Origin of the sequence: Enterobacter sichuanensis (assembly GCF_009036245.1) — a bacterium.
GTDB lineage: Bacteria > Pseudomonadota > Gammaproteobacteria > Enterobacterales > Enterobacteriaceae > Enterobacter > Enterobacter sichuanensis.
This window is the reverse complement of sequence record NZ_CP027986.1, coordinates 2,392,534-2,417,001: the sequence shown is the minus strand read 5'-3', so window position 1 is coordinate 2,417,001 and position 24,468 is coordinate 2,392,534. Positions and strand designations below refer to the sequence as shown.

General features: G+C 56.8%; 21 protein-coding genes. 10 read left to right on the top strand and 11 right to left on the bottom strand.

Going from position 1 to position 24,468, the window contains the following annotated elements:
• Window positions 1-5: 5 nt before the first annotated feature.
• The 7 genes from citF (at window position 6) to C1N69_RS11620 (ending at window position 8,156) form a co-directional block, all read left to right on the top strand.
• A complete protein-coding gene (gene citF / locus C1N69_RS11650) occupies window positions 6-1,526 on the top strand; it encodes a citrate lyase subunit alpha (protein ID WP_155031236.1) in 1,521 nt (506 codons plus the stop codon).
• Between the two features lie 5 nt (window positions 1,527-1,531).
• A complete protein-coding gene (gene citX / locus C1N69_RS11645; RefSeq protein WP_155031235.1) occupies window positions 1,532-2,071 on the top strand; it encodes a citrate lyase holo-[acyl-carrier protein] synthase in 540 nt (179 codons plus the stop codon).
• Window positions 2,046-2,921: a triphosphoribosyl-dephospho-CoA synthase CitG gene (citG, locus tag C1N69_RS11640; protein WP_155031234.1), complete on the top strand. Its 876-nt coding sequence runs from the start codon at window positions 2,046-2,048 to the stop codon at window positions 2,919-2,921. Before citX ends, citG begins: the two co-directional genes overlap by 26 nt.
• A gap of 17 nt (window positions 2,922-2,938) precedes the next feature.
• Window positions 2,939-3,487, top strand: coding sequence for an RBBP9/YdeN family alpha/beta hydrolase (locus C1N69_RS11635; RefSeq protein WP_155031233.1), 549 nt, complete (start codon window positions 2,939-2,941; stop codon window positions 3,485-3,487).
• Window positions 3,488-3,504: 17 nt separating this feature from the next.
• Entirely contained in the window at window positions 3,505-6,099 is a 2,595-nt protein-coding gene (gene acnB, locus C1N69_RS11630; protein WP_155031232.1) for a bifunctional aconitate hydratase 2/2-methylisocitrate dehydratase, read from the top strand.
• A 97-nt stretch (window positions 6,100-6,196) separates the two neighbouring features.
• Entirely contained in the window at window positions 6,197-7,636 is a 1,440-nt protein-coding gene (locus C1N69_RS11625; protein ID WP_025758891.1) for an anion permease, read from the top strand.
• A gap of 70 nt (window positions 7,637-7,706) precedes the next feature.
• On the top strand, window positions 7,707-8,156 hold the full coding sequence (locus C1N69_RS11620; RefSeq protein ID WP_104557752.1) for a hypothetical protein: 450 nt from the start codon (window positions 7,707-7,709) through the stop codon (window positions 8,154-8,156).
• A gap of 136 nt (window positions 8,157-8,292) precedes the next feature.
• Here the strand turns inward: C1N69_RS11620 and C1N69_RS11615 are convergent, their stop codons facing one another.
• Window positions 8,293-8,868 (bottom strand): TetR family transcriptional regulator, encoded by a 576-nt coding sequence (locus tag C1N69_RS11615; RefSeq protein ID WP_155031231.1) that lies wholly within the window; start codon window positions 8,866-8,868, stop codon window positions 8,293-8,295.
• Window positions 8,869-8,984: 116 nt separating this feature from the next.
• On the opposite strand from C1N69_RS11615, the gene C1N69_RS11610 reads away from it, so the two are divergent.
• A complete protein-coding gene (locus C1N69_RS11610) occupies window positions 8,985-10,472 on the top strand; it encodes an MFS transporter (RefSeq protein ID WP_155031230.1) in 1,488 nt (495 codons plus the stop codon).
• 69 nt (window positions 10,473-10,541) lie between these two features.
• On the opposite strand, the gene C1N69_RS11605 is transcribed toward C1N69_RS11610, so the two are convergent.
• The 7 genes from C1N69_RS11605 to C1N69_RS11575 are packed head-to-tail and all read right to left on the bottom strand — an operon-like array spanning window position 10,542 to window position 16,992.
• Window positions 10,542-11,768 carry a Zn-dependent hydrolase gene (locus C1N69_RS11605; protein WP_155031229.1) on the bottom strand — a complete coding sequence of 409 codons (1,227 nt, stop codon included), beginning with the start codon at window positions 11,766-11,768 and terminating at the stop codon, window positions 10,542-10,544.
• Window positions 11,765-12,247: an L-2-amino-thiazoline-4-carboxylic acid hydrolase gene (locus C1N69_RS11600; protein ID WP_059386947.1), complete on the bottom strand. Its 483-nt coding sequence runs from the start codon at window positions 12,245-12,247 to the stop codon at window positions 11,765-11,767. The genes C1N69_RS11605 and C1N69_RS11600 overlap by 4 nt, the downstream gene beginning before the upstream one ends.
• 17 nt (window positions 12,248-12,264) lie before the next feature.
• The gene (locus tag C1N69_RS11595; protein WP_155031228.1) at window positions 12,265-13,422 is read right to left on the bottom strand and encodes a branched-chain amino acid ABC transporter substrate-binding protein; all 1,158 of its coding nucleotides are present in this window, start codon (window positions 13,420-13,422) and stop codon (window positions 12,265-12,267) included.
• Window positions 13,423-13,450: 28 nt separating this feature from the next.
• Window positions 13,451-14,170, bottom strand: coding sequence for an ABC transporter ATP-binding protein (locus C1N69_RS11590; protein WP_155031227.1), 720 nt, complete (start codon window positions 14,168-14,170; stop codon window positions 13,451-13,453).
• The gene (locus tag C1N69_RS11585; protein ID WP_047958670.1) at window positions 14,163-14,930 is read right to left on the bottom strand and encodes an ABC transporter ATP-binding protein; all 768 of its coding nucleotides are present in this window, start codon (window positions 14,928-14,930) and stop codon (window positions 14,163-14,165) included. The genes C1N69_RS11590 and C1N69_RS11585 overlap by 8 nt, the downstream gene beginning before the upstream one ends.
• Complete coding sequence (locus C1N69_RS11580; RefSeq protein WP_059386950.1) at window positions 14,927-16,033, bottom strand: branched-chain amino acid ABC transporter permease; 1,107 nt, start codon at window positions 16,031-16,033, stop codon at window positions 14,927-14,929. Before C1N69_RS11580 ends, C1N69_RS11585 begins: the two co-directional genes overlap by 4 nt.
• An 8-nt stretch (window positions 16,034-16,041) precedes the next feature.
• The gene (locus tag C1N69_RS11575) at window positions 16,042-16,992 is read right to left on the bottom strand and encodes a branched-chain amino acid ABC transporter permease (protein ID WP_155031226.1); all 951 of its coding nucleotides are present in this window, start codon (window positions 16,990-16,992) and stop codon (window positions 16,042-16,044) included.
• A 170-nt stretch (window positions 16,993-17,162) separates the two neighbouring features.
• On the opposite strand from C1N69_RS11575, the gene C1N69_RS11570 reads away from it, so the two are divergent.
• Window positions 17,163-18,107 (top strand): LysR substrate-binding domain-containing protein, encoded by a 945-nt coding sequence (locus tag C1N69_RS11570; protein ID WP_095440613.1) that lies wholly within the window; start codon window positions 17,163-17,165, stop codon window positions 18,105-18,107.
• On the opposite strand, the gene C1N69_RS11565 is transcribed toward C1N69_RS11570, so the two are convergent.
• The 3 genes from C1N69_RS11565 to yddG all read right to left on the bottom strand — a co-directional run bounded on the left by C1N69_RS11565 (window position 18,097) and on the right by yddG (window position 21,193).
• Window positions 18,097-18,537, bottom strand: coding sequence for a GFA family protein (locus C1N69_RS11565; RefSeq protein WP_025758878.1), 441 nt, complete (start codon window positions 18,535-18,537; stop codon window positions 18,097-18,099). The two genes, C1N69_RS11570 and C1N69_RS11565, sit on opposite strands and share 11 nt — an antisense overlap.
• Window positions 18,538-18,614: 77 nt before the next feature.
• Entirely contained in the window at window positions 18,615-19,697 is a 1,083-nt protein-coding gene (gene ompC / locus C1N69_RS11560) for a porin OmpC (RefSeq protein WP_025758877.1), read from the bottom strand.
• 617 nt (window positions 19,698-20,314) lie between these two features.
• On the bottom strand, window positions 20,315-21,193 hold the full coding sequence (gene yddG / locus C1N69_RS11555) for an aromatic amino acid DMT transporter YddG (RefSeq protein WP_095440614.1): 879 nt from the start codon (window positions 21,191-21,193) through the stop codon (window positions 20,315-20,317).
• Window positions 21,194-21,412: 219 nt separating this feature from the next.
• On the opposite strand from yddG, the gene fdnG reads away from it, so the two are divergent.
• A complete protein-coding gene (gene fdnG / locus C1N69_RS11550) occupies window positions 21,413-24,460 on the top strand; it encodes a formate dehydrogenase-N subunit alpha (RefSeq protein WP_155031225.1) in 3,048 nt (1,015 codons plus the stop codon).
• The last annotated feature ends 8 nt before the right edge of the window (window positions 24,461-24,468 follow it).

Genomic DNA, 24,468 nt, shown 5'->3' with positions numbered 1-24,468 from the left:
GAATAATGAAAAATCTCACTGAAACCCTGCACCACATTCCCGGCACGCGTCGTGAATACGTCGCCTTCAGCGGCGCTAACGCGACGACGCCGTATCTTTCTGATACACAGCAAAAATATCAGCGCAAACTTTTTGCCAGCGTGGACGAGGTGCTGGACCGTTGCGATCTGCATGACGGTATGACCGTCTCCTTCCACCACGCGTTCCGCGAAGGCGACAAGGTGATCAACTATGTGATGGATAAGCTGGCTCAGCGCGGTCTTAAAGGGCTCACGCTCGCGTCCAGTTCGTTAATGTCATGCAATACGCCGCTTATCGGGCACATTCGCAATGGTGTGATTGGCAAAATCTACACTTCCGGGATGCGTGGTGAACTCGCGGATGCGATTTCACACGGACTGATGGACGAACCGGTACAGATCCACTCCCACGGCGGACGGGTGAATCTGATTCAGAAGGGCGAAATTACCATTGATATCGCTTTTCTGGCGGTCTCCTGCTGCGATGAATATGGCAATGCCAGCGGCAACGGCGGTACCTCGCAGTGCGGCTCGCTGGGTTACGCCATGGTCGATGCGCAGTATGCCAAAAAGGTGGTCCTGCTTACCGAAACCCTGAAGCCATTTCCTAATCTGCCGGCCAGTATCGTTCAGGATAGGGTTGACTATGTGGTGCAGATTGAGAGCGTCGGCGATCCGGCCAAAATCAGCGTCGGCGCCGCCAGGGTGACCAGTAATCCACGCGAACTGATGATTGCCCGTTCTGCTGCCGACGTTATCGAACACTCTGGTTATTTCCGCAACGGCTTTTCCATTCAGACCGGTTCAGGTGCGGCATCCACTGCCTGTACGCGGTTTATGGAAGCCCGGATGCGCAAACACAATATTGTCGCCCGGTTCGCGCTCGGCGGGATCACCGGCAGCATTGTCGATCTGCATCAAAAGGGCTTAATTGAAAAGATCCTCGATACGCAAAGCTTTGACGGTGCGGCGGCGGCCTCCATGGCAGTCAATCCCAACCATGTTGAAATCTCCACTAACGTCTACGCCAACCCGGCGGCCAAAGCCGCCTGCTGCGACAGGGTCGATGTGGTCATCCTCAGCGCGCTGGAGGTGGACACACAGTTCAACGTCAATGTCCTCACCGGTTCCGACGGGGTGATGCGCGGCGCGTCAGGCGGGCATTGCGACGTCGCTGCGGCGGCCAATCTCACCATTGTGGTTGCTCCGCTGATCCGCAGCCGTATTCCAACCGTTGTCCGGCAGGTCACCACCCTGGTAACACCTGGGGAGAGTATTGACGTTCTGGTTACCGATCACGGTATTGCCGTTAACCCGGCGCGCCCGGAGGTCCGCGAACGCCTGATTCACGCCGGGCTGCCCGTCGTCGACATCGAGGCGCTGTATCAGAAGGCGTTGCTTATCTCGGGCGAGCCTAAGCCGGTGGCGTTTACCGACCGGATCGTTGGCGTGGTGCGCTACCGCGACGGCAGCGTAATTGATGTGGTTCACCAGGTGAAGGAGTGATCCCCATGACGGATAACGCATCGAATACCTCTGTTTCGCTGGAACAGGTTCTGACGTCAAAAGAGCAGCGTTCACGCCGACAGCAGGCGTGGCTGTTTCAGTCGGATCATACCGTAGTATCCGTCACGCTGGTCTGGCCGGGAGCGGTGAAGGATACCGGTCTGGCCCGACGGGTGATGGCCGTTGCGAATGAGGCGCTCGGTGAGCTATTCCGCACGCATCAGTGGACGGTCTGTCGCCAGCAGACTCTGCAGCCGGTCACCGGGCCGGAAGCGCTCTGGTCGGTGGCCGCCCCGGCCTGGATGATCAAGCACGTCACCGCGCATCTCGAAGATAACCATCCTCTGGGACGCCTGTGGGATATCGACGTGTTGTGTCCGAAAACGGGACTGCTGAAAAGAAGCGCCATCCAGCAGCCGATGCGCAGATGTTTTATCTGCCATGAACCTGCTCATGTCTGCTCGCGTATGCGACGCCATTCCCTGCCCGAGCTTATGCGCGTAATTGAGGCGTTAACCGATGACTACTTCGCTTGCCTGCTGTAATACGCCAGCCCCCCAGCAGAGCGTCGCGGCGCTGGCGATCGAGGCTCTGTACCGGGAAATTCGCTTAACCCCAAAACCGGGCCTGGTGGATCGCGAAAACAGCGGAGCGCATCGCGATATGAATTACGCGCTGTTTATGACCAGTATCGCGGCCATTGCCCCGTGGTTCACCGCGTTCTTTAACGTCGGCAGGGAGACGGCCCGCCTTACCGGGCCGCAAACGCTGCGGGCAATAAGGCCGGTCGGTCTGGCCTGCGAGCAGGCGATGTTCAACGCCACCGGCGGGGTGAATACCCATAAAGGCGGCATCTTCTCCCTGGGGCTGCTCTGTGCCGCGGCGGGGCGTCTGACGCAAAGGCAGGAAAGCCTCACGCAACGCAGCCTGTGCGATGAGAGCAGGGCGATTTGCGCTGGCATCGTTGAACTGGAGCTGAAAAATCGCGACGTTGCGAAAACGAAGGGCGAGCAACAGTTCCTGGCCTACGGTTTAACCGGCGCCCGAGGGGAAGCTGAAAGCGGTTTTGCCACCGTCCGCCACGCTGGGCTGCCTCACTTTGAAATGGCACTGCGCCAGGGAGCCTCTGAGGACGACGCGTTACTGAGGATGTTGCTCGGGCTGATGGCGGCGAATCCGGATACCAATCTTGTTTCACGGGGGGGACCCGAAGGGCTGAATTATGCCAGACGCTATTCCAGACGACTTTTAGCGGTGAAACATCTGACGCCGGAGAGATTAGTTCACGCCTTAACCCGCATGGACGCTCAGTTTATTCGCCTGAATTTAAGCCCGGGTGGGAGCGCAGATCTTATCGCCGTCGGATGGTTATTGTCACAGTTTCCCTCCGAATAATCGAAAAGGAAAACGTCATGATTGAACAACGCCTCCAGCAGCTCAGTAGCGTCTATACCGTGGTTCTGGTGCCGGGTCTGAGAGACAGCGATGAACATCACTGGCAAAGCTGCTGGGGGCGACGTTTTCCTTTCTGGAAGCGAATTCAGCAGAAAAACTGGTTCGAGCCCGATATTGAAAACTGGATCTCCGCCATTACCCGGGAGCTGGCGCAGTGCCCGCTGCCCGCCATCCTCGTCGGGCATAGCTTTGGTGCGCTGGCGTCGTGTCGGCTGCTGCAAACGCGACCGGTAAACGTCGCCGGGGTGGTGATGGTCGCACCGGCAGAGCCCGCGTTTTTCGGCCTTGAAGAGGCCATTCAGCCTGCGCCATTACCGGTTCCCTGCCTGATGTTTGCCAGCAGAAACGATCCCCTGATGCGCTTCTCCCGCGCGCAGTTCTGGGCTGCCTGTTGGAAGGGGCAGTTAATCGATATCGGCGAGGCCGGACATATTAATGCCGAATCTGGCCACGGTGAATGGCCTTACGGACTTGAACGACTAACAGAATTTTGTGAACAACTTTAGCTTTAACAGGAGAACCTATGTTAGATGATTACACTCAGCACCTGAAAGCCCGCCAGGAGGTGGGCATTCCGGCGAAACCGTTAACAGCGGAACAGACAGCGGCGCTGATCCAGCGTTTACTTCACGATGCGCCGACACATCACCCGCAATTAATCGATTTATTAACCCACTGCGTCCCACCGGGTGTCGATCCTGCGGCAAAGTTAAAAGCCGAGTTTTTATTTAAGGTGGCGTTGCAGGACTACCGTGTTAACGGTCTCTCTCCCGAAGCGGCCACCACGCTGCTGGGTACCATGCAGGGCGGTTATAATGTCCAGCCGCTGATTGCGCTGCTTGACCATCCGGACCTGGCGCCGCTGGCCGCACAGCAGCTCTCTACGACCATCCTCATTTTCGAAAAATTCAGCCAGGTTGAAGCCAAAGCGATGGCCGGTAACGTCCATGCGAAAGCGGTGCTTCACGCGTGGGCCAATGCCGAATGGTTTACCCGCCGCCCGGCGATGGCTGAAAAAATCACCCTGAAGGTATTTAAGGTGCCCGGTGAGACCAATACTGACGATTTGTCTCCGGCACCGGAGGCATGGTCACGGCCGGATATTCCGCTGCATGCGCTCTCCATGCTCAGTAACGCCCGGGAAGGGGTTGAGCCTGATGAACCCGGCGCGCGCGGGCCGTTGCGCCAGCTGGCAGAATTAAAAGCGGCTGGCTGGCCGCTGGTCTATGTTGGCGACGTTGTGGGAACCGGATCGTCACGTAAATCCGCCACCAACTCCATCTTATGGCACATCGGGAACGATATTCCTTTCGTGCCGAATAAACGCAACGGCGGGTTTGTGTTTGGCGGCAAGATCGCCCCCATTTTCTTTAATACGCTCGAAGATTCCGGTGCCTTGCCGGTAGAGATGGATGTCTCCACGCTGACGACCGGGATGCTGATCGATCTTTATCCCTGGAAAGGCGAAATTCGTGAGACCGAAAGCCAGCGTCTGGTGACGACCTTTACGCTTAAAACCGAGGTGCTGCTGGATGAAGTGCGTGCCGGCGGGCGGATCCCGTTGATTATCGGACGCAGCCTGACGGCGAAAGCGCGGGAATCGCTGAAGCTTGCGCCTTCTGAGGTCTTCCGCCAGCCTGCGGCACCTGCGCCTTCCACCGCCGGTTTTACGCTGGCCCAGAAGATGGTGGGTAAAGCCTGCGGCGTCGCGGGGATCCGTCCCGGACAGTATTGCGAGCCAAAAATTTCGACAGTCGGTTCACAGGATACCACCGGCGGGATGACGCGTGATGAGCTGACCGATCTGGCGTGCCTGACGTTTTCAGCCGATCTGGTGATGCAGTCTTTTTGCCACACCTCTGCGTATCCAAAGCCGGTGGATGTTCGGCTGCATGAAACGCTGCCGCAGTTTATCACCCACCGTAACGGGGTGGCGCTCAAACCGGGTGACGGCATTATCCACTCCTGGTTAAACCGCATGCTGCTGCCGGATACGGTAGGCACCGGTGCTGATTCCCATACCCGTTTCCCGCTGGGGATCTCCTTCCCGGGCGGCTCCGGACTGGTGGCGTTCGCCGCGGCAACGGGCATTATGCCGCTGGATATGCCGGAATCGGTGCTGGTTCGCTTTAAAGGTGAGATGCAAAAAGGCATCACCCTGCGCGATCTTGTTCACGCTATTCCGCTGTATGCCAGAAAACAGGGGCTGCTGACGGTCGAGAAAAAGAATAAGCGCAATGTTTTCTCGGGCCGAATCCTTGAAATCGAGGGGCTGGAAGCATTAAGTGCAGAGCAGGCGTTTGAACTGGCCGACGCGTCGGCTGAACGGTCCGCTGCCGCCTGCGTGATGCGCCTGGCGGAAGAGAAGGTGACGCAATACCTGCGCTCCAATGCGGCTCTGCTGCGCTGGATGGTTCAGCAGGGGTACGAAAACGCCGCCACGCTTGAACGTCGTATCGCGGAGATTGAGGCCTGGCTGGCTAACCCGTCGCTGCTCTGCGCCGATCCAGATGCGGAATACGCGGCCGTCATTGAGATTGACCTCAATGAGATCACCGAACCGGTGGTCTGCGCGCCGGACGATCCGGATGATGCCCGCCTGCTTTCTGAGGTGGCCAACACGCCGATAGAAGAGGTCTTTATTGGCTCCTGTATGACCAATATCGGCCATTTCCGCGCGGCCGGGACAATCATGGCCGGGGCCAGCGAAAGTCAGGCGCGTTTGTGGCTCGCTCCGCCGACAAAAATGGATGCCCAACAACTCTCTCGTGAAGGCTATTTTAATCAGTTTATTCAATCGGGCGCGCGCATTGAGCCCGCGGGCTGTTCACTCTGTATGGGGAACCAGGCGAGGGTGCGCGAAGGGAGTCACGTGGTATCAACGTCCACCCGAAATTTCCCGCATCGACTGGGAACAAATGCCAAAGTTTTCCTGGCATCGGCTGAATTAAGTACTGTTGCGGCCATCCTGGGTAAAATGCCCACCGTTGACGAGTATTTTCGCTATACCGATAAACTTCATGACGCCCATGAAAATATCTATCGTTATCTCAGTTTTGACACCCTGGCTGAATATCAAACCACAAAAGGTGATAATATCCAGATTGTTACCGTGTAATTCTTTGTTATTTGTTTGATAAATATTATTTAGCCGGCGGAGACCTCTCGCAGGAGTGGTCTCTGCTATTCAGGGACCCTTTTCTCATGGGTGAGATATGCTTAAATCCAATGTTTTAAAAACAATCTTACTTGCCATTATTATATTATTATCAATATTTATTCCTCCGCCTGATGGATTAACCAAAGAGGCGTGGATCCTGGCAGGCATTTATCTTTCCGCAATCGTAGGGCTGGTGATTAAACCCTATCCTGAACCTGTCATCATGCTGGTCGCGGTCGCATTAACCTGTTTTACCGTGACCAAATTCCCCGATTCTCCCGTGAAATCCATGGATGTTCTTAGCGGATACGCCTCAGGCACCACCTGGCTTGTGTTCAGCGCCTTTACCCTTAGCGCGGCGTTTGTCACCACCGGTCTGGGTAAACGCCTTGCCTACTGGTTTATCCTGAAATTTGGCAGCACGACGCTGAGGCTGGGCTATGTAACCGCCTTGCTGGATTTGGTGCTGGCACCCGCCACCCCCTCAAATACCGCGCGGGCAGGTGGGGTGGTTTTCCCTATTATTAACAGTATCGCGACCGTGCTGGGGTCAACGCCACAAGAGTCACCGCGCAAGGCCGGACGTTATTTAATGGTCAATGTCTATATGGTGACTAAAACGACCAGCTATATGTTTTTAACCGGTTTTGCCGGGAACGCATTAGCGCTACAGCTTATTTCCGACATTTTTCATATTCATATTAGCTGGATCGGCTGGATGCTGGCGGGTGCCCCGCTGGGATTATTGATGCTGTGTATTATTCCCTATATTTGTTACCGCGTCGCCTCGCCGGAAATTAAAAAGATTGATAATGTCGCGATTGCGACTGATGGGCTGAAAAGCCTGGGGGCGATGAGTCTCAAAGAGAAAGGGCTGGTGGTGATTTTTATCGCCGCGTTACTGGGTTGGATCTTTTCTCGCCATCTTGGACTGAATGAATCTGCTGTCGCCATTATCGCGATGGGGGCGGCACTGCTGTTTAATATTATCGGCTGGAGTGATGTTCAGAAAAATAAAGGTGGCTGGAATACCCTGATGTGGTACGGAGGCATCATTGGTCTGAGCGCCACCCTGAGCAAAGAGGGCTTTTTCCGCTGGCTGGCTGATTTCCTGTCAGCGCATCTGGATTTCCTCAGCGCCGGTAATATGACCATCGTGATTATCGTGTTTCTCAGCGTACTGGTTCGCTATTTCTTCGCCTCCGGCGGGGCCTACGTGGCGGCCATGGTGCCGGTCTTCGCCACCGTGGGTCTGGTCACCGGCACGGCGCCCGTACTGCTGGCGCTTGCCATTCTGTTTTCCAACTCGTATGGTGGCTGTATCACCCACTATGGTGGCGCGGCAGGGCCAATTATCTTCGCCTCCGGCTATAACGACATTAAGTCATGGTGGACAATCGGCACAATCGTGGCGCTGGGCACGTTTTTAGTCCATATGTTCCTCGGCATACCGTGGTGGGGTTTCCTGATGCAGCACGGTATGCTGCAGTATTAATCGCCCGGTGGCGGCTACGCCTTACCGGGCCTACAGTCCACGCGGCGGCATTACTCGAAGGCATGTTGATATGGAAATCGTATTACGAAATAAATTCAGTTCATTGGGAATGTTTCTGGGGGGAATTGCACTCATTCTCTCAATCGTTCAGTTTTCATTCGGACCGTTTTCTCCGAAGCCGCCAGCGCTTGAGGTTATTGTTGCTGAGAAAGTGTCGGCTGTAAAACAAGGGGTAATTGCGGGGCTAAAGGGAGAGCGTCCTGCTGCCCGAATCGAAAAAACGAAGGTTGATATTGACAGCATTCTTCTTAACGCCGGGATTATTCTCGCTGTTGTGGCACTGGGGCTTTCGTTCATCGGAGGAATGTGCAAGGAGAGCCGTTGGGGTATCTCTGGGGCACTTCTGTTCTCAGGGCTAACGCTTACCTTTCATGCTGTGCTGCTTGCGTTCGGGCTGATCGTCGCGGTGTTGTTGCTGTTATTTATTCTCTCTCTGCTAACCGGAGGTTCAATAAGTTGATTTCAGCCCGGTGGCGGCTACGCCTTACCGGGCCTGGAGGAACGTAGGTCGGGTAAGGCGTAGCCGCCACCCGACAAAATCAACGGCGATCAGCTGCATCACGCGCCCAGGTTGCCCAGCCCGTCCTTCAGGCGTATTAACCCAATTCGAGGGAGATCAGCTTGTCGAGATGCTGATTAAACGCCGCGTCATCCATCTCAGGCATATTCAGGACATACATCCCGTCAAGACCACACACCAGCCCGATCAACCTCCAGGCAATATTTTCCGGCCGATCGGTAAGCGTAAACGCGTTGGCCTCCGCCCCGGCGCGGATAATCGCCACGGTCTCCTGATGCCACATCTCCATGGTCATCACATAGGCGCTTTTAATGTCAGCGTCGCGGCTGGCCAGGAGCTGCGCTTCCCGCCACAGGCGAATATAGGGCTCAAACCCGCCATCATCGCTGCCGAGCATAGCGTGCAGCCGCTCCCGCCAGCTGGCGTTTTCACCCACCACGTCGGCATCCAGTAACGCACGGATCAGGCGAACGAAGGCCAGCGATTTTAGCTCCCCACCGGAGGTAAAATGATGGTGAACCTGTCCGGTCGCGACCCCGGCTTCAGCCGCAATGCGGCGTACCGTCATGGCCGTCAGTCCTTCAGCCAGCGCCACGCGCATGGCGGCCTGTAAGATGGCTTCCCGCCGTTCATCCTTGCTCAGATATCGCATGTTGACTCACTCTCAATGGGAACGAAACGAGTGTAACAAAAAGCTGGACACGCGTTCAACTTTCCGTAGGATCGCATTCTGGACATGTGTCCATATTTGCAATGAAAAGGAAATTTATGTTTGGTCAGTGGTTAGCGTTAGTGATTATCGTGCTGGTGTATATCCCGGTGGCGATCGACGCGACGGTGCTGCATGTGGCGGCGCCGACATTGAGCATGACGCTGGGCGCCAGCGGCAATGAATTGCTGTGGATCATTGATATTTACTCGCTGGTGATGGCGGGAATGGTGCTGCCGATGGGTGCCCTGGGCGATCGGATTGGTTTTAAACGCCTGCTGATGATGGGCAGTACGCTGTTTGGCCTGTCGTCCCTGGCGGCCGCGTTTGCCCCGTCGGCAGGGTGGCTGATTGCGGCCCGCGCCTCGCTGGCCATCGGCGCGGCGATGATCATTCCGGCTACGCTTGCCGGGATCCGTACGCTGTTTGTCGATACGCGTGATCGTAACATTGCGCTTGGCGTCTGGGCGGCGGTGGGGTCCGGTGGTGCGGCGTTCGGTCCGCTGATCGGCGGTATGCTGCTTGAGCATTTTTACTGGGGATCGGTATTCCTGATCAACGTCCCGATCGTTCTGGTGGTGGTTTCGCTGGCGGCGCGTTTTGTACCCCGTCAGCAGGGGCGTCCGGAGCAACCCCTCAATATTAGCCATGCAATCATGCTGATTGTGGCGATTTTGCTGCTGGTCTACAGCGCCAAAACCGCGCTTAAAGGTGTGCTCTCGCCGTGGCTGGTTGTCAGTGCGCTGGTTGCTGGCTCGGTGCTGCTGTTTGTCTTCGTGCGTATTCAGCTTCGCGCCCGCGTGCCAATGATCGACATGCGCCTGTTCTGCCACCGCATCATTCTGAGCGGCGTCGTGATGGCGATGACCGCCATGATTGCCCTGGTCGGGTTTGAGCTATTGATGGCTCAGGAGCTGCAGTTTGTTCACGGCTTCACGCCGTTTGAAGCGGGGATGTTCATGCTGCCGGTGATGGTCGCCAGCGGATTCAGCGGACCGATAGCAGGCTTCCTGGTCGGACGTTTAGGGCTGCGTATTGTCGCGGCTGGCGGTATGGGGCTCAGCGCCGTCAGCTTTATCGGCCTGTCGATGCTCGACTTCAGCACGCAGCAGTGGCAGGCGTGGGGGCTGATGGTGCTGCTTGGCTTCAGTGCCGCCAGCGCACTGCTGGCCTCGACCTCCGCCATTATGGCTGCCGCGCCGAAAGAGAAGGCCGCTGCCGCAGGGGCGATTGAAACCATGTCCTATGAGCTGGGGGCCGGGCTGGGGATCGCCATTTTTGGCCTGCTGTTGACCCGCAGCTTCTCGGCGTCGATTGAGCTGCCGGAGGGGCTGCACGCTTCTCTGGTCGATAAAGCCGCGTCGTCTATTGGTGAAGCGATGAAGGTGGCGCAGGAGCTGACGCCGCCTCTGGCAGAATCGGTGATTGAGGCGGCAAAAAGCGCATTTATCACCTCGCACAGCGTGGCGCTGGGCAGTGCGGGAGGTATGCTGTTGTTGCTGGCCGTGGGGATCTGGTTTAGCCTGGCGAAGGTGCCGAAGTCCTGAAACACACCCGGTGGCGCTGCGCTTACCGGGCGTGCGGGCGAGGTTTCGTAAGCCGGGTAAGCACCCGGCTTATTTTTCCTGTGCGGCGGCCAGCACGCTGTGCAGCAGCACGTTTGCCCCTTTCTCTGACCATTCCGGCAGGATCCTCTCTGCTTCGTTATGGCTGATGCCCTTTACACAGGGGATGAAAATCATGCCGGCAGGCGCGACTTTACTGACATAGCAGGTGTCATGCCCCGCGCCAGAGACCATCGGTTTCGACGAATAGCCCAGTTCGGCCACCGCCTTCTCCGTACGCGCCAGGCATGTGGCATCAAACGCAATCGGCGCATAATCAAAAATGCGCTCAACGGCAGCCGTCACGCCGCGCAGGGTGAGGCTTTCAGCCACTTTATGCAGCGCCGCTTCCATGGCTTCCAGTGCCGCCTGCGAAGGATGGCGAAACTCCACGCTGCATACCACACGAGAGGGCACGACGTTTCGCGAGTTCGGCGTAACCTGCGCCATACCGATCGTCGCGCGTCCGTCTGGCGCATGCCGATAGCCAATCTCTTCCACCTTCAGCGCCAGCTCCGCGAAGGCGGTCAGCGCGTCACGACGGCTGTGCATTGGCGTCGTTCCGGCGTGGGCGGCAAATCCGTCCAGCGTCAGGGTAAACCAGCGCTGGCCCATGGCGGCGCGGACGAGCCCGATATCCAGACCTTCATCTTCCAGAATCGGGCCCTGTTCGATATGCAGCTCATAGCAGGCGTGAACCGGAAACGCGCAGGCCGGTATGTCTCCACGATAGCCAATCTCTTCCAGCGCCTCGCGAAAGGTCACGCGTTTGCTGTCCATTCGGGCGTAAGCAAATGCCTCGGTAAGCTGGCCGGCCCAGACGCCTGAGGCGAGCATGGCTGGCGCAAAGCGGGCACCTTCTTCGTTGGTCCAGTTCACCAGCACCATGTCACGCTCCGTCTCAACGCGATGATCATTGAGGGTACGTAGCAGCTCCAGCCCGGCCAGCACGCCGTAAACCCCGTCGTAGTTGCCGCCGAGCGGCTGGGTATCCACGTGCGATCCGGTCATGACCGGCGCAAGCTCGCGGTTTTTCCCCGCACGGCGGATAAACATGTTGCCCATGCGGTCGACGTCGCAGGTAAATCCGGCGTCCAGCGCCCAGTCGCGCAGCAGGTTACGCGCAATACGATCTTCCTCGCTCAGCGCCAGACGGGTCACGCCACCGGCGGGCGTCCCGCCGATCTGCGCCATCATCGCAAGCGTTGACCAGAGCCGTTCGGCGTTGACGCGGATCATGGCTTGTCCTTAGTGCTGCGGTAGCGGAAATCACAGCATGCGCCGCCCTGCATGATGGTGGTGGTACGGGTCAGCTTCACGTCCGGCGCATAGCCGACGATGAATTTTTCATCGCGTGCGCAGGAGAGCAGGTGACCGATTTCGCCCAGCCCCATCTCGTGATACATCTCCGCGTAGCGGCAGCGGGTCACGTTGTAGTTGTACTGCTGGTCGTCGGCGTCGATCACCTTCACGTCGAGGGCGTTATCTTTTTCCCACAGATACTGCAGGGCGATAAAGCTCTTCACATCCGTGCCGTTGGGCTCTTTGCTGGCAAACGCTTTGCCCGCGTCAATCGCCGCCTGCTCAATGGCCTCGCCAATCACCGCCTGGGCGCGGGTTTTCCCTATCTCGCGCACCAGGATTTCATAAATTGGCTTAATAATTTCAGCTTCAATTTTGCGGCGGGCGAGAATGCCCAGCTCGTTATTATCACTCATCACATTGCCTCGCTGCGTTACTTCGCTTTTGCGCCGCCCAGCACGGTCTGCGGCTGCCATTTGCCGTCGACAACCTTGTAGACCGTGAACGACGGCGATTTCAGGTTGCCCTCTTTATCAAACGCAATCTGACCGGTGACACCGGAGTAGCTAATGGCGCGCAGGGCAGGCAGATAGGCGGACGGCTCAACGGAGTTTGCTTTTTCCATCGCCGCCACCAGCACGCGGGTAGCGTCATAGGCGAACGGGGCGTGCAGTTCGATATGGGTGTGGTAGCGGGACTGATACGCCTGCTCGAACGCTTTACCACCCGGCATCTGGTCAACGGGCAGACCCGGCTCCAGGGCGACCACGCCTTCCCCCTCTTTTTGCGCCAGCTGCAGGAACGTCTGGCTGACGAATCCGCCTGCGCCCATCAGCGTGGCCTTCATGCCCAGCTGTTTGATGCGGCGCGCCAGCGGTGCGGCCTGGCTGTCGACACCGCCGAAGAAGATCAGATCGGCATTTTTACTGCGAATGGCAGTCAGTACGGCGCTGAAATCGACCGTTTTGTCATCCACGTACTGACGATCGACAATCTTCACGCCCTGTGCTTCAAGCGATTTAATAAACTGGTCTGCCAGACCCTGACCAAAGGCGGTACGGTCGTCGATCACCGCAATGCGTTTGGCTTTCAGGGTGTTCACCACGTACTGTCCGGCAAGCTGGCCGCCGTCGTCATCGTGGCCCATCACGCGGAAGCTGGTATCAAAACCCTGTTGTGTATAGGCATGACCGGTCGCGACCGGTGCCACCTGTGCGATGCCGGCATCATGATAGACGCGTGCCGCCGGAATGCTGGTACCGGTGTTCCAGTGGCCGACCACGCCCGCCACGCCGCTGTCCACCAGACGCTGCGCCACGGCAACCGCGGTGCGCGGGTCGGACTGATCGTCTTCGGACTGCAGCCTGAAAGTCACCGCTTTGCCGCCGATGGTCGGGTGCTGTTTGTTGATGTCATCGATTGCCAGCTGCGCGCCATTCTCCAGATCTTTACCGATACGGGCAGACGGGCCGGTGAGCGGGCCCGCCAGACCGATAACCACGGTTTCACCCTCAGTGGCTCTGGTGGCCGTTGAGGCGAACCCACCGAGCAGAATAGCGGCGCTTAGCGCACTGATTTTTACTGTTTTCATTGTATTTCCCTGGTGTTGGCTGGTGTTGTTAAACGGGCATTTCGCCCAGATAAATCTGTGCAATCTGGTCGTCATCAAGCAGCGCTTTCGATTCGCCATGATGAACGATGCTGCCGCTGTCCATCACCCACGCGCTGTCGGTCACTTCCAGCGCCAGGCGGGCGTTTTGTTCGATCAGCAGCAGGGCAACCCCGCGCTCGCGCAGGCTGGCAATAACGGCAAAAATATTCTCGACCATCTTCGGAGCAAGGCCCATCGACGGTTCGTCGAGGATCAGCAGGCGCGGCTGGCTGAGCAGGGCGCGGTTCAGGGCCAGCAGCTGTTGTTCACCGCCGGAAAGCAGCCCGGCGAGCTGGTGCTGTCGTTCGCCAAGACGGGGGAAACGCTCGAAAATCGCCGCCAGCTCCTGCTTTATCGTGACAGTGTCACGCCTGAACCAGGCCCCCATCTGCAGATTTTCCAGAACCGTCATGCGGGAGAAGATCCCGCGGCCCTCCGGGACCATCACCAGCCCGTCGCGCAGCAAGGTGTCAGGGCGCTGTTTGCGTACCGCTTTACCGTTGAATTCAATGCTGCCGCCAAAGTGTTCCAGCCCGGTAATGGCGCGCACGGTGGAACTTTTCCCTGCGCCGTTAGCGCCGATGAGCGTAGCCTGTTCACCCTCGTGCAGGGTAAAGGAGACGCCGCGTACGGCCTGAATACCGCCGTAATGCACGTCCAGACCTTCGACTTTCAGGAGTTCAGACATGGGCGCTACCTCCAAGCCAGGCGGCGATCACAAGAGGGTCGCGGCGCACGCTTTCCGGCGTGCCGCAGGCAAGCGTTTTGCCGTAATCCAGCACCGTCAGACGATCGCAGATATTCATCACCAGCTTGACGTCATGCTCAATCATCAAAAGGGTTTTGCCGTCATCGCGTATGCGGATGAGCAGCTCGCCGAGGGCCACTTTTTCCGCCGCGTTCATCCCGGCGGCGGGCTCATCCAACGCCAGCAGAAGCGGATCCGTTGCCAGCGCGCGGGCGATTTCAAGACGGCGCTGGTGACCATAGGCCAGATCGCAGGCGCGATAGTGGGCGAACTGCGCAATGCCGGTATAGTCCAGCCAGTGCCACGCCTGCTCGCGGGTCTGCCGCTCTTCCGCGCGGGCGCGCTTGTGGCGGCTCAGGGCGGCCCACAGACCGTTACGGGTGCGCACGTGGCGGCCCACCATCACGTTTTCCAGCACCGACATATCGTTAAAGAGGCGCACGTTCTGGAAGGTGCGCGCAATTCCGGCGGCAGTGACTTTCTCAATGTGCTTCGGGAAATAGGGCTTACCGGCAATCGAAAACTCACCGCTGTCCGCCGGATACAGCCCGGTGATCAGGTTAAAGCAGGTGGTTTTCCCGGCCCCGTTGGGGCCGATCAGACCATAGATCTCGCCCTTGTCCACGGTGATTGAAACATCATCCACGGCCGTCAACCCGCCGAAGCGTTTTGACATGTTGCGAACGGTTAACAGACTCATGCCTTTAACTCCTTGTGGCGCACCGGCCAGATGCCGGCAGGACGCACCAGCATCACCAGCACCAATGCCAGGCCGTAGAACAGCTGACGCAATACTTCCGGGTCTATCAGCACCGTACCGAACAGCGCCTGCTGCACCGGAGCCGCCTGGCTGCGCAGCAGTTCCGGCAGGGCGGTGAGCAGTATCGCGCCGAGGATCACCCCCGGAATGTGTCCCATACCGCCCAGCACCACCATCGCCAGCACGGCGATGGATTCCTGCAACGTGAAGGACTCCGGGGAGACAAAGCCCTGAAACGCGCCGAACAGTGCGCCCGCCACGCCGCCAAAAGAGGCGCCCATCGCAAAGGCCAGCAGCTTATAGTTACGCACGTTGATCCCCATCGCGCGGGCCACATCCTCATCTTCACGGATGGCGTGCCAGGCGCGGCCGATACGGGAATGCTGCAGACGCAGGCAGACGAAAATGATCGCCACAATCACCAGCATCAGCAGGTAGTACCACAGCCAAAGCGCGGGCACCTTGACGCCAAACCAGTGGTATACGCCGCTGAACTTCAGGCCGAACAGGTTCAGCGTGTCCACCCCGGTAATGCCCTTTGCACCGTTAGTGATGTTCACCGGACGGTCGAGGTTACGCATCAGGATGCGGATAATCTCCCCAAAGCCGAGGGTCACTATCGCCAGATAGTCGCCACGCAGCTTCAGCGTGGGGGCACCCAGTAAAATGCCGCAGACGGCCGCAACCAGTGCGGCCAGCGGAATAATGAGCAGGTAAGAGGTGTGCAGCCCGTCCGGGAACCAGATGCCGAGGATCGGGAATACCTCCAGCAAGTGTGGCGACGCCATCAGCGCCGCGAGGTAGGCCCCGACCGCGTAAAAGGCGATAAAGCCCATGTCCAGCAGGCCGGTGTAGCCGACCACAATGTTAAGTCCCAGCGCCAGCATGATGTAGAGCAGGGCGAAGTCGATAACGCGCACCCAGTAGTTGCCGCCGAGCTGCGTGGCCACCACGGGCGCAATCAGCAGCGCGAGGCAGAATAACGTCATGCCGGACCAGAACTTTCGCGAGGTCGCCGGAGCCTGGAGTTGAAGAGTTGTCATAGTGCCCCTTACGCTCTGTTTGCCACGCGCTCGCCCAGCAGGCCTGCCGGACGGAAGACCAGCACCAGGATCAGCACGATGAACGCAAAGACATCCTGGTAATTGCTGCCAAACACGCCGTGGGTCAGCTCACCCAGATAGCCCGCGCCCAGCGCTTCGATAATGCCGAGCAGGATCCCGCCAATCATGGCGCCACGAATGTTACCAATGCCCCCCAGTACGGCGGCAGTAAAGGCTTTGATTCCAGGTAAAAAGCCCATCGAGAAACTGGCGTTGCCGTAGTTGCTGGCCATCATCACGCCAGCCAGCGCGGCAAACGCGCCACCAATGGCAAACGTCAGGGTGATAATGGTGTTTGGGTTAACCCCCATCAGCGTGGCCACGCGCGGGTTTTCCGCCACGGCGCGCATGCCACGACCCAGGCGAGTGTATTCCACCAGCAGCCACAGCCCGGTCATCACTGCAAGCGCCAGCGCCACGGTGACAATGCCGGTGACGGTCACAATCGCAGGCGGATGCAGTTCGCTTCCCGAGGTAACGGCAATGGGGGCCATGGGCAGGATCTGCGGGAACATTAATGGGTTGCGCGTCCAGATAATCATTGCCACGGTTTGCAGCAGGACCGAGACGCCGATACCGGAGATCAGCGGCGCCAGGCGCGGGGCGTTGCGCAGTCGGCGATAGGCAAAACGTTCCACGGCCATGGCCAGCAGGGCGCAGACGACCATGGCAATCGCCAGAGCCAGGCCAAGCTGCAGCAGCAGCGGCATATGAGGGAAGGTGGCATTCAGGGCGTTAATGGCGGAGAGCGTGGTGAGCGCACCGACCATCAGAATATCGCCGTGAGCAAAGTTAATAATGCGCAAAATGCCATACACCATGGTATAGCCCAGCGCGATCAGCGCGTAAATGCTTCCCAGCATCACACCGTTGATCAATTGTTGTATGAGTGTGTCCAACGTCTGTACCCGCAAAGTGCTCTTTCTGCGGCTACCTTCCGATAAATGAATTAAATTGTAAAATACACATATATTATTTCTTATGATAAACCGGTATTTCGTTATCTATATGATTTGTAAAAATATAGTAAATCCCTACTTTCGGCAGAAAAGCGTAAAGAAATCAACATATGAATAAAACAGAACAATTGACCGTTCTCCCGGCGTATGCAGAAAGTCGTCTGGCGAACGACCCGCCGCTTCGGGCTGTGCGCGCGTTTGAAGCCATCGCCCGGCTGGGCAGCGTCACGCTGGCCGCGCAGGAGCTGGCGATCTCACCATCAGCCGTGAGCCATCAGCTCAGGGTGCTCGAAGGGTATCTGCAAATGCCGCTGACGGAGCGTCAGGGGCGCAGGCTGGTGTTAAGTCAGCACGGACGTGAATATTACCGTTCAATCCGGGCGGCCTTTAACGTGTTGCGTCAGGCGACGGAGCACCTGGCAGAGCAGGCGCAAACGCGACAGGTCACTATCAGCCTGATCCCGCTTTTTGGTATGGGGTGGTTTATTCCGCGGTTGCCCGCTTTTATGCGCGCCAATCCGCAAACCGAAATTAACGTGGTGTATGCCAACCATCGCAACTATCTGAGCGATGCGTCGGATATGTCGATTCGTTTTGGCAACGGTCAGTGGGCGGGTTATCAGAGTGAAAAGCTGATTTCCGGACAGATGGTACCGGTGTGCAGCCGCGCATTTTTGCGCATCCACGGCCATATCGACACGCCTGAACAGCTGCTGCAAATGCCACTGCTGCACGATGAGGAGCGAACCAGCTGGCCGCAGTGGTTTCAGTTGCAGGGGGTAAAACGTCCTCTCCGGCGCAGCGGCCCTCTGTTCGAGGACGGGCTGTTGACGCTGGCGGGCGTGCAGGCCGGGCTGGGTTGCGCGTTAATGCGTGAACCCCTGATTGCACCGTATCTTGAGAGCGGTGAACTGGTGAAGATCCTTGACTTACCCATTGATGACGGGCGCGACTATTACCTCTGCGTGCGTTCAGATTCAGAGATGACCGAGGACGGTAAGCTGCTGCAAAACTGGCTTCGTCGGGAAGCCGGTGTTCATCCTGTTACAGCGTAAGCAGGCAGTGTTTATCCAGCGCTTCAATTTCTGCGCCGGTGTAGCGCGCGTATTGCCCGGTCAGACCAAAAAACGCCGGTTGGGTTTCGGTATAGATTTCTGCTGCCAGCACCAGCCGACGTCGCTCATCTTCGCTCATCTCAAGCAGTGTCCAGGGAATGAAATAGCGCGAAGCTGAAGTCAGTTTGAACCACAGTGGGCAGCCGCAGCCGGGGCAAAACCCGCGCTCCCCACGATCCGATGAACTGAAATGAGAAGGGGCGATGGAGTCCTGCTCGACAAGCGGCTGGCCCGACGCCTCCACATACATGGCGATCCCCCCGGACCACTTCTGGCATTGCGTACAGTGGCAGGCGACCACGTCGAAATTGTTGAGGCTCACGCTGAATTGACTCATTCCGCACAAGCAGCGTCCTTTGAAAATATGCATGGCGTACTCCTTTTTGACGCCAGAAATCCGTATAAAAAAAGCCAGCCACATGGGCTGGCTTTCTGGCGTGGCATATCTTAGAACTGGTAGGTCAGACCTACAGCGACGATGTTATCGGTCGCTACGCCAGTTGCTTTGGTGAAGCTGTTGTCGTCAACCAGGTTGATTTTGTAATCAACATAGGTAGACATGTTTTTGTTGAAGTAGTAGCTCGCGCCAACGTCAACGTATTCAACCAGATCCTGGTCGCCGTATGAACCCAGGTCTTTACCTTTGGATTTCAGGTAAGCGATGGATGGACGCAGGCCGAAGTCGAACTGGTACTGAGCAACAACTTCAAAGTTCTGTGCTTTGTTCGCGATATAACCATCACCGAAGTTGGTCATGTTGCGGGTTTCAGAGTAGGTGGTTGCCAGGTAGATGTTGTTCGCATCGTATTTCAGGCCAGCAGCCCATACTTCTGCGTTTTCACCGCCAGCGTTAACGGTGTTTGCAACGCGACCTGCAGCAACCTGACGGTCAGTACGGTCAGATTTCGCGTAGGTTGCACCCACACCGAAGCCGTCCATTTCATAGGTAGAAGACAGACCCCAGCCGTCACCGTTCGCTTCGGTGATGTCATTACGGTCGTTTTTACCCTGGTACTGAGCGGCAACGTTCAGACCGTCAACCAGACCGAAGAAGTCGGTGTTACGGTAGGTTGCAACGCCAGTCGTACGGCCAGTCATAAAGCCATCAGTCTGAGTCCAGGTATCGCCACCGAACTCTGGCAGAACGTCAGTCCATGCGCCGATGTCGTAAGCAACACCGTAGTTACGACCGTAGTCGAAAGAACCGAATTCGTTGAATTTCAGACCTGCGAAGGCCAGACGGGTTTTGTTGCCGTCAGAGCCCTGAGATTCAGAACGATTGCCTTTGAACTCATATTCCCACTGGCCGTAACCGGTCAGCTGATCGTTGATCTGAGTTTCGCCTTTGAAGCCCAGACGAACGTAAGTTTTGTCGCCGTCGTTATCGCTATCGTCAGAGAAATAGTGCAGACCTGTCACTTTACCGTACAGATCCAGCTTGTTACCGTCTTTGTTATAAACTTCAGCCGCGTTTACAACGCCTGCTGCCAACATGGAAGTCACTGCCACTGCAACTAATTTAAGTTTCATCTTAAATATTCCTTATAATTTTCTTCAGTATTTCCTGAGCCACTTTGAACGATTTCTAAACGAGGCTGATCGTCAATGGCATGTTATTTTTAAAAATCTTGTAGTCGCCTTTCAATAATAAGTTTCAAATTATTAGCAATAATTTCAGTTAGTGTGATCGAGATCGGATTAATGAGCGTGATAGTGAATGAATTGGTGGGTATTTGCGCAATTTTCAGGGAGATTTATTGCGATCAGTATAGTTTCGTCGCGGTTTTATAAAATACGGTAATTATCGATATTTTCGTTCTTTATCTTGCAAAAACAGCACATGGAGACGCTGTTAGCCTTGTCTTATGGCTCTAAATCTACGGCATTTCCGAGGTGTTAGCGGAAATACACAGAAACATACTATTGCACTTCGTGCTATTAAAAAGGTGAGTATTTGCAAGGAACTAATCACGCAGCGGTGTCAATTTGTGTCAATAACAGACAACGTGTATTTACGAAAGGGCGATAATATAAACAGAATATAAATACCTGTCCGGGTGTCCTGAAGAGAATTCTGGCGTGTTGATATTAAAATTATGTTAATAATTTGTTGTCGGGCTGAATATAACCCGACAGCAAAATCGACATTATTGTTTTGTCGCGTACCAGCAGAGTAATGACCCGGCGCAGACCATCAGCGCGCCTTGCCAGAAGGAGAAGGAGAGGGGCGAACTCAGCACGGCGGCGGCAAGCGCGGCTGAAAGGACCGGGGTAAAATAGGAAATGGCCGCCAGTATCGTGACGTTCCCGTGAAGAATGCCAATATTCCAGGCGGCATAACCCAGACCAAGGGCAACCCCGCACATCACAAGTTTCACCACCACCGGAAGGGTGAATACCATATCGGGCTGTTCACTCAGGGCATATTTCACCCACAAACTCAGTGCGGTCAGCAACACAAACAGCGTGATACCGTTTTGCCCCTGCGCAAATTTACGCGTAACGGTACAGTAGGCCGCCCAGATAAATGCCCCGGCAAATGCCAGCGCATAGCTCAGCGGGCTGGAGATGATATTGCGGGTTATTTCATCAAGGTGTAATCCCTGTTCACCGCCTAATACCCAGCAGACTCCCAGTAATGAGATGGCTAACCCCGGGATCACCCACAGGGTGGATTTTTGTCCGTTGAACAAAATAGCGAAAACAATGGTCAGGCTTGGCCAGAGGTAATTGACCATACCGACCTCAATGGCCTGCGATCGCGTGGCGGCATAGCCCAGCGACAGCGCCAGACATATTTCGTAGCTGACAAACAGAACGCTGCCCGCAATAAGGTACCGGGACGAAAATCGTCTGATATCAGGAAATCCTACCGTCACCAGACACAGTAATCCGCTGAGGGTGTATATCATCGCCGCACCGCCTACCGGCCCCAGCCCTTCGCTCACGCTGCGAATAAGGCCGACCATGGTGCTCCATAACAGTATTGCCGCCAGCCCAATAAGCGTTGCTCTCTTTCTGTCCATGACTTCGCCATTGCTAAAAAACAAAGGGAAAATGTAGCGCATTCATCCTGACGCTGTCGCGAATTATTCTCTTAAGCTGTTAATCAAAAAGAGGTATTTAACCGTAACGGCAGTGACTATTAAGGGGGTGAAGGCAGGCGACCTTGATTTGACGCAAAAAAATCAGGGGCTTTGCTGTTAGTTTGCGCCACGAAGTCTTATCAGATAACGAGGACAACAATGGACGTCAGCCGCAGACAATTTTTCAAAATCTGCGCGGGCGGTATGGCCGGAACAACAGCCGCTATGCTGGGGTTTGCTCCCAAAATGGCACTGGCTCAGGCACGCAACTATAAGCTGCTGCGCGCAAAAGAGATCCGTAACACCTGCACATACTGCTCCGTAGGTTGTGGGCTTTTAATGTATAGCCTGGGCGATGGCGCGAAGAACGCCAGAGAAGCGATTTACCACATTGAAGGGGACCCGGACCATCCGGTGAGTCGCGGGGCGCTGTGCCCGAAAGGAGCGGGGCTGCTGGACTACGTTCACAGCGACAACCGCCTGCGCTACCCGGAATACCGCGCGCCAGGCTCAGACAGATGGCAGCGTATCTCCTGGGATGAGGCCTTCTCTCGTATTGCCAGATTAATGAAAGCCGACCGCGACGCCAACTTTATTGAAAAGAACGCGCAGGGCGTGACGGTCAACCGCTGGCTTTCGACCGGCATGCTGTGTGCCTCTGCGGCAAGTAATGAAACCGGCATGCTGACGCAAAAATTTGTGCGCTCTCTCGGCATGCTGGCGGTAGACAACCAGGCGCGCGTCTGACACGGACCAACGGTAGCAAGTCTTGCTCCAACATTTGGTCGCGGTGCGATGACCAACCACTGGGTTGATATCAAAAACGCAAACGTCGTGGTGGTGATGGGCGGAAATGCCGCTGAGGCTCATCCGGTGGGCTTCCGCTGGGCGATGGAAGCGAAAAACAATAACGATGCGACGCTTATCGTCGTCGATCCGCGTTTTACGCGTACGGCATCGGTGGCGGATATTTATGCGCCGATTCGCTCCGGGACGGACATTACGTTCCTCTCTGGCGTTCTGCGGTACCTGATAGAAAACAACAAAATTAACGCGGAATACGTTAAGCACTACACCAACGCGAACCTGCTGGTGCGGGATGATTTTGCCTTTGAGGACGGCCTGTTTAGCGGCTATGACGCCGAAAAACGCCAGTACGATAAGTCCTCATGGAACTATCAGTTCGATGAAAACGGCTACGCGATGCGCGATGAAACGCTGACGCATCCGCGCTGCGTATGGAACCTGCTGAAACAGCACGTGTCACGCTACACGCCGGACGTGGTGGAGAACATCTGCGGCACGCCGAAAGCGGACTTCCTGAAAGTGTGTGACGTGCTGGCCTCCACCAGTGCCGCAGACAGAACCACGACGTTCCTGTATGCGCTGGGCTGGACGCAGCATACCGTTGGCGCGCAGAACATCCGCACCATGGCGATGATCCAGCTGCTGCTCGGCAATATGGGCATGGCGGGCGGCGGCGTGAATGCCCTGCGCGGTCACTCCAATATTCAGGGCCTGACCGACCTTGGCCTGCTCTCCACCAGCCTGCCAGGCTACCTGACGCTGCCGTCTGAAAAGCAGGCGGATCTGCAAACGTACCTGGCGGCGAACACGCCAAAAGCGACGCTGCCGGACCAGGTGAACTACTGGAGCAACTATCCGAAGTTCTACGTCAGCCTGATGAAATCCTTCTACGGCGATGCGGCGCAGAAAGAGAACGACTGGGGCTTTGAGTGGTTACCGAAGTGGGACCAGGCTTACGACGTCATCAGGTATTTCAACATGATGGATAAAGGCGACGTCACGGGGTACATCTGCCAGGGCTTTAACCCGGTGGCCTCGTTCCCGGACAAAAACAAAGTGGTTCGTAGCCTGAGCAAGCTGAAGTACATGGTGGTTATCGATCCGCTGGTGACCGAGACCTCCACTTTCTGGCAGAACCATGGGGAAGCGAACGATGTCGATCCGGCGTCGATTCAGACCGAAGTGTTCCGCCTGCCGTCCACCTGTTTTGCGGAGGAGGACGGCTCCATCGCCAACTCCGGCCGCTGGCTGCAATGGCACTGGAAAGGTCAGGATGCGCCGGGTGAAGCACGTAACGACGGCGAGATCCTGGCCGGGATTTACCATCGCCTGCGCGAGATGTACCGCACCGAAGGCGGCAAAGGCGCTGAACCGCTGCTGAAGATGAGCTGGAGCTACAAGCAGCCGGATCGCCCTGAGTCCGAAGAGGTCGCGAAAGAGAACAACGGCGTGGCGCTGGCGGATCTTTATGACGCCAACGGCGCCCTGGTGGCGAAAAAAGGCCAGCTGTTGAACAGCTTCGCGCTGCTGCGCGACGACGGGACGACGGCGTCCTCCTGCTGGATCTACGCCGGCTGCTGGACGGAGCAAGGTAACCAGATGGCCAACCGTGATAACGCTGACCCGTCCGGGCTGGGTAACACGCTGGGCTGGGCCTGGGCGTGGCCGCTTAACCGTCGCGTGCTGTACAACCGTGCGTCCGCAGATATCAACGGCAAGCCGTGGGATCCGAAGCGCATGCTGATCGAGTGGAACGGGGCGAAGTGGACGGGGAATGATATCCCGGACTACAACACCGCCGCGCCGGGCAGCAACACCGGGCCATTTATCATGCAGCCGGAAGGGCTGGGGCGCCTGTTTGCCCTCGACAAGTTGGCGGAAGGGCCGTTCCCGGAGCACTACGAGCCGATGGAAACGCCGCTGGGGACAAACCCGCTGCACCCGAACGTCATCTCAAGCCCGGTGGTGCGTATCTACGAAGACGATGTGCTGCGCTTAGGCAAAAAGGACAAATTCCCGTACGTGGGGACAACCTACCGCCTGACCGAGCATTTCCACACCTGGACCAAGCATGCGCGGCTCAACGCTATCGCACAGCCGGAACAGTTTGTGGAGATAAGCGAAACGCTGGCGAAAGCGAAAGGGATCGCCAACGGCGACCGGGTGAAGGTGAGCAGCAAGCGAGGCTTTATTCGCGCGGTGGCGGTGGTGACGCGTCGTCTGCAGACGCTGAACGTGAATGGTCAAGAGGTGGAAACCGTTGGTATCCCGCTGCACTGGGGTTTTGAAGGGGTGGCGCAGAAAGGCTACATCGCCAATACCCTGACGCCGAACGTCGGCGATGCCAACTCGCAAACGCCAGAGTACAAGGCGTTTCTGGTCAACATCGAGAAAGCATAAGGAGCGAG

Bases quoted from the DNA above. Each gene is read 5' to 3' on its own strand.
- ompC (WP_025758877.1), bottom strand. From the start codon at position 19,697: ATGAAACTTAAATTAGTTGCAGTGGCAGTGACTTCCATGTTGGCAGCA.
- C1N69_RS11585 (WP_047958670.1), bottom strand. From the start codon at position 14,930: ATGAGTCTGTTAACCGTTCGCAACATGTCAAAACGCTTCGGCGGGTTG.
- acnB (WP_155031232.1), top strand. From the start codon at position 3,505: ATGTTAGATGATTACACTCAGCACCTGAAAGCCCGCCAGGAGGTGGGC.
- yddG (WP_095440614.1), bottom strand. From the start codon at position 21,193: ATGGACAGAAAGAGAGCAACGCTTATTGGGCTGGCGGCAATACTGTTA.
- C1N69_RS11610 (WP_155031230.1), top strand. From the start codon at position 8,985: ATGTTTGGTCAGTGGTTAGCGTTAGTGATTATCGTGCTGGTGTATATC.
- citG (WP_155031234.1), top strand. From the start codon at position 2,046: ATGACTACTTCGCTTGCCTGCTGTAATACGCCAGCCCCCCAGCAGAGC.
- C1N69_RS11605 (WP_155031229.1), bottom strand. From the start codon at position 11,768: ATGATCCGCGTCAACGCCGAACGGCTCTGGTCAACGCTTGCGATGATG.
- C1N69_RS11615 (WP_155031231.1), bottom strand. From the start codon at position 8,868: ATGCGATATCTGAGCAAGGATGAACGGCGGGAAGCCATCTTACAGGCC.
- citX (WP_155031235.1), top strand. From the start codon at position 1,532: ATGACGGATAACGCATCGAATACCTCTGTTTCGCTGGAACAGGTTCTG.
- C1N69_RS11590 (WP_155031227.1), bottom strand. From the start codon at position 14,170: ATGTCTGAACTCCTGAAAGTCGAAGGTCTGGACGTGCATTACGGCGGT.
- C1N69_RS11570 (WP_095440613.1), top strand. From the start codon at position 17,163: ATGAATAAAACAGAACAATTGACCGTTCTCCCGGCGTATGCAGAAAGT.
- C1N69_RS11620 (WP_104557752.1), top strand. From the start codon at position 7,707: ATGGAAATCGTATTACGAAATAAATTCAGTTCATTGGGAATGTTTCTG.
- citF (WP_155031236.1), top strand. From the start codon at position 6: ATGAAAAATCTCACTGAAACCCTGCACCACATTCCCGGCACGCGTCGT.
- C1N69_RS11600 (WP_059386947.1), bottom strand. From the start codon at position 12,247: ATGAGTGATAATAACGAGCTGGGCATTCTCGCCCGCCGCAAAATTGAA.
- C1N69_RS11595 (WP_155031228.1), bottom strand. From the start codon at position 13,422: ATGAAAACAGTAAAAATCAGTGCGCTAAGCGCCGCTATTCTGCTCGGT.
- C1N69_RS11580 (WP_059386950.1), bottom strand. From the start codon at position 16,033: ATGACAACTCTTCAACTCCAGGCTCCGGCGACCTCGCGAAAGTTCTGG.
- C1N69_RS11565 (WP_025758878.1), bottom strand. From the start codon at position 18,537: ATGCATATTTTCAAAGGACGCTGCTTGTGCGGAATGAGTCAATTCAGC.
- C1N69_RS11625 (WP_025758891.1), top strand. From the start codon at position 6,197: ATGCTTAAATCCAATGTTTTAAAAACAATCTTACTTGCCATTATTATA.
- C1N69_RS11635 (WP_155031233.1), top strand. From the start codon at position 2,939: ATGATTGAACAACGCCTCCAGCAGCTCAGTAGCGTCTATACCGTGGTT.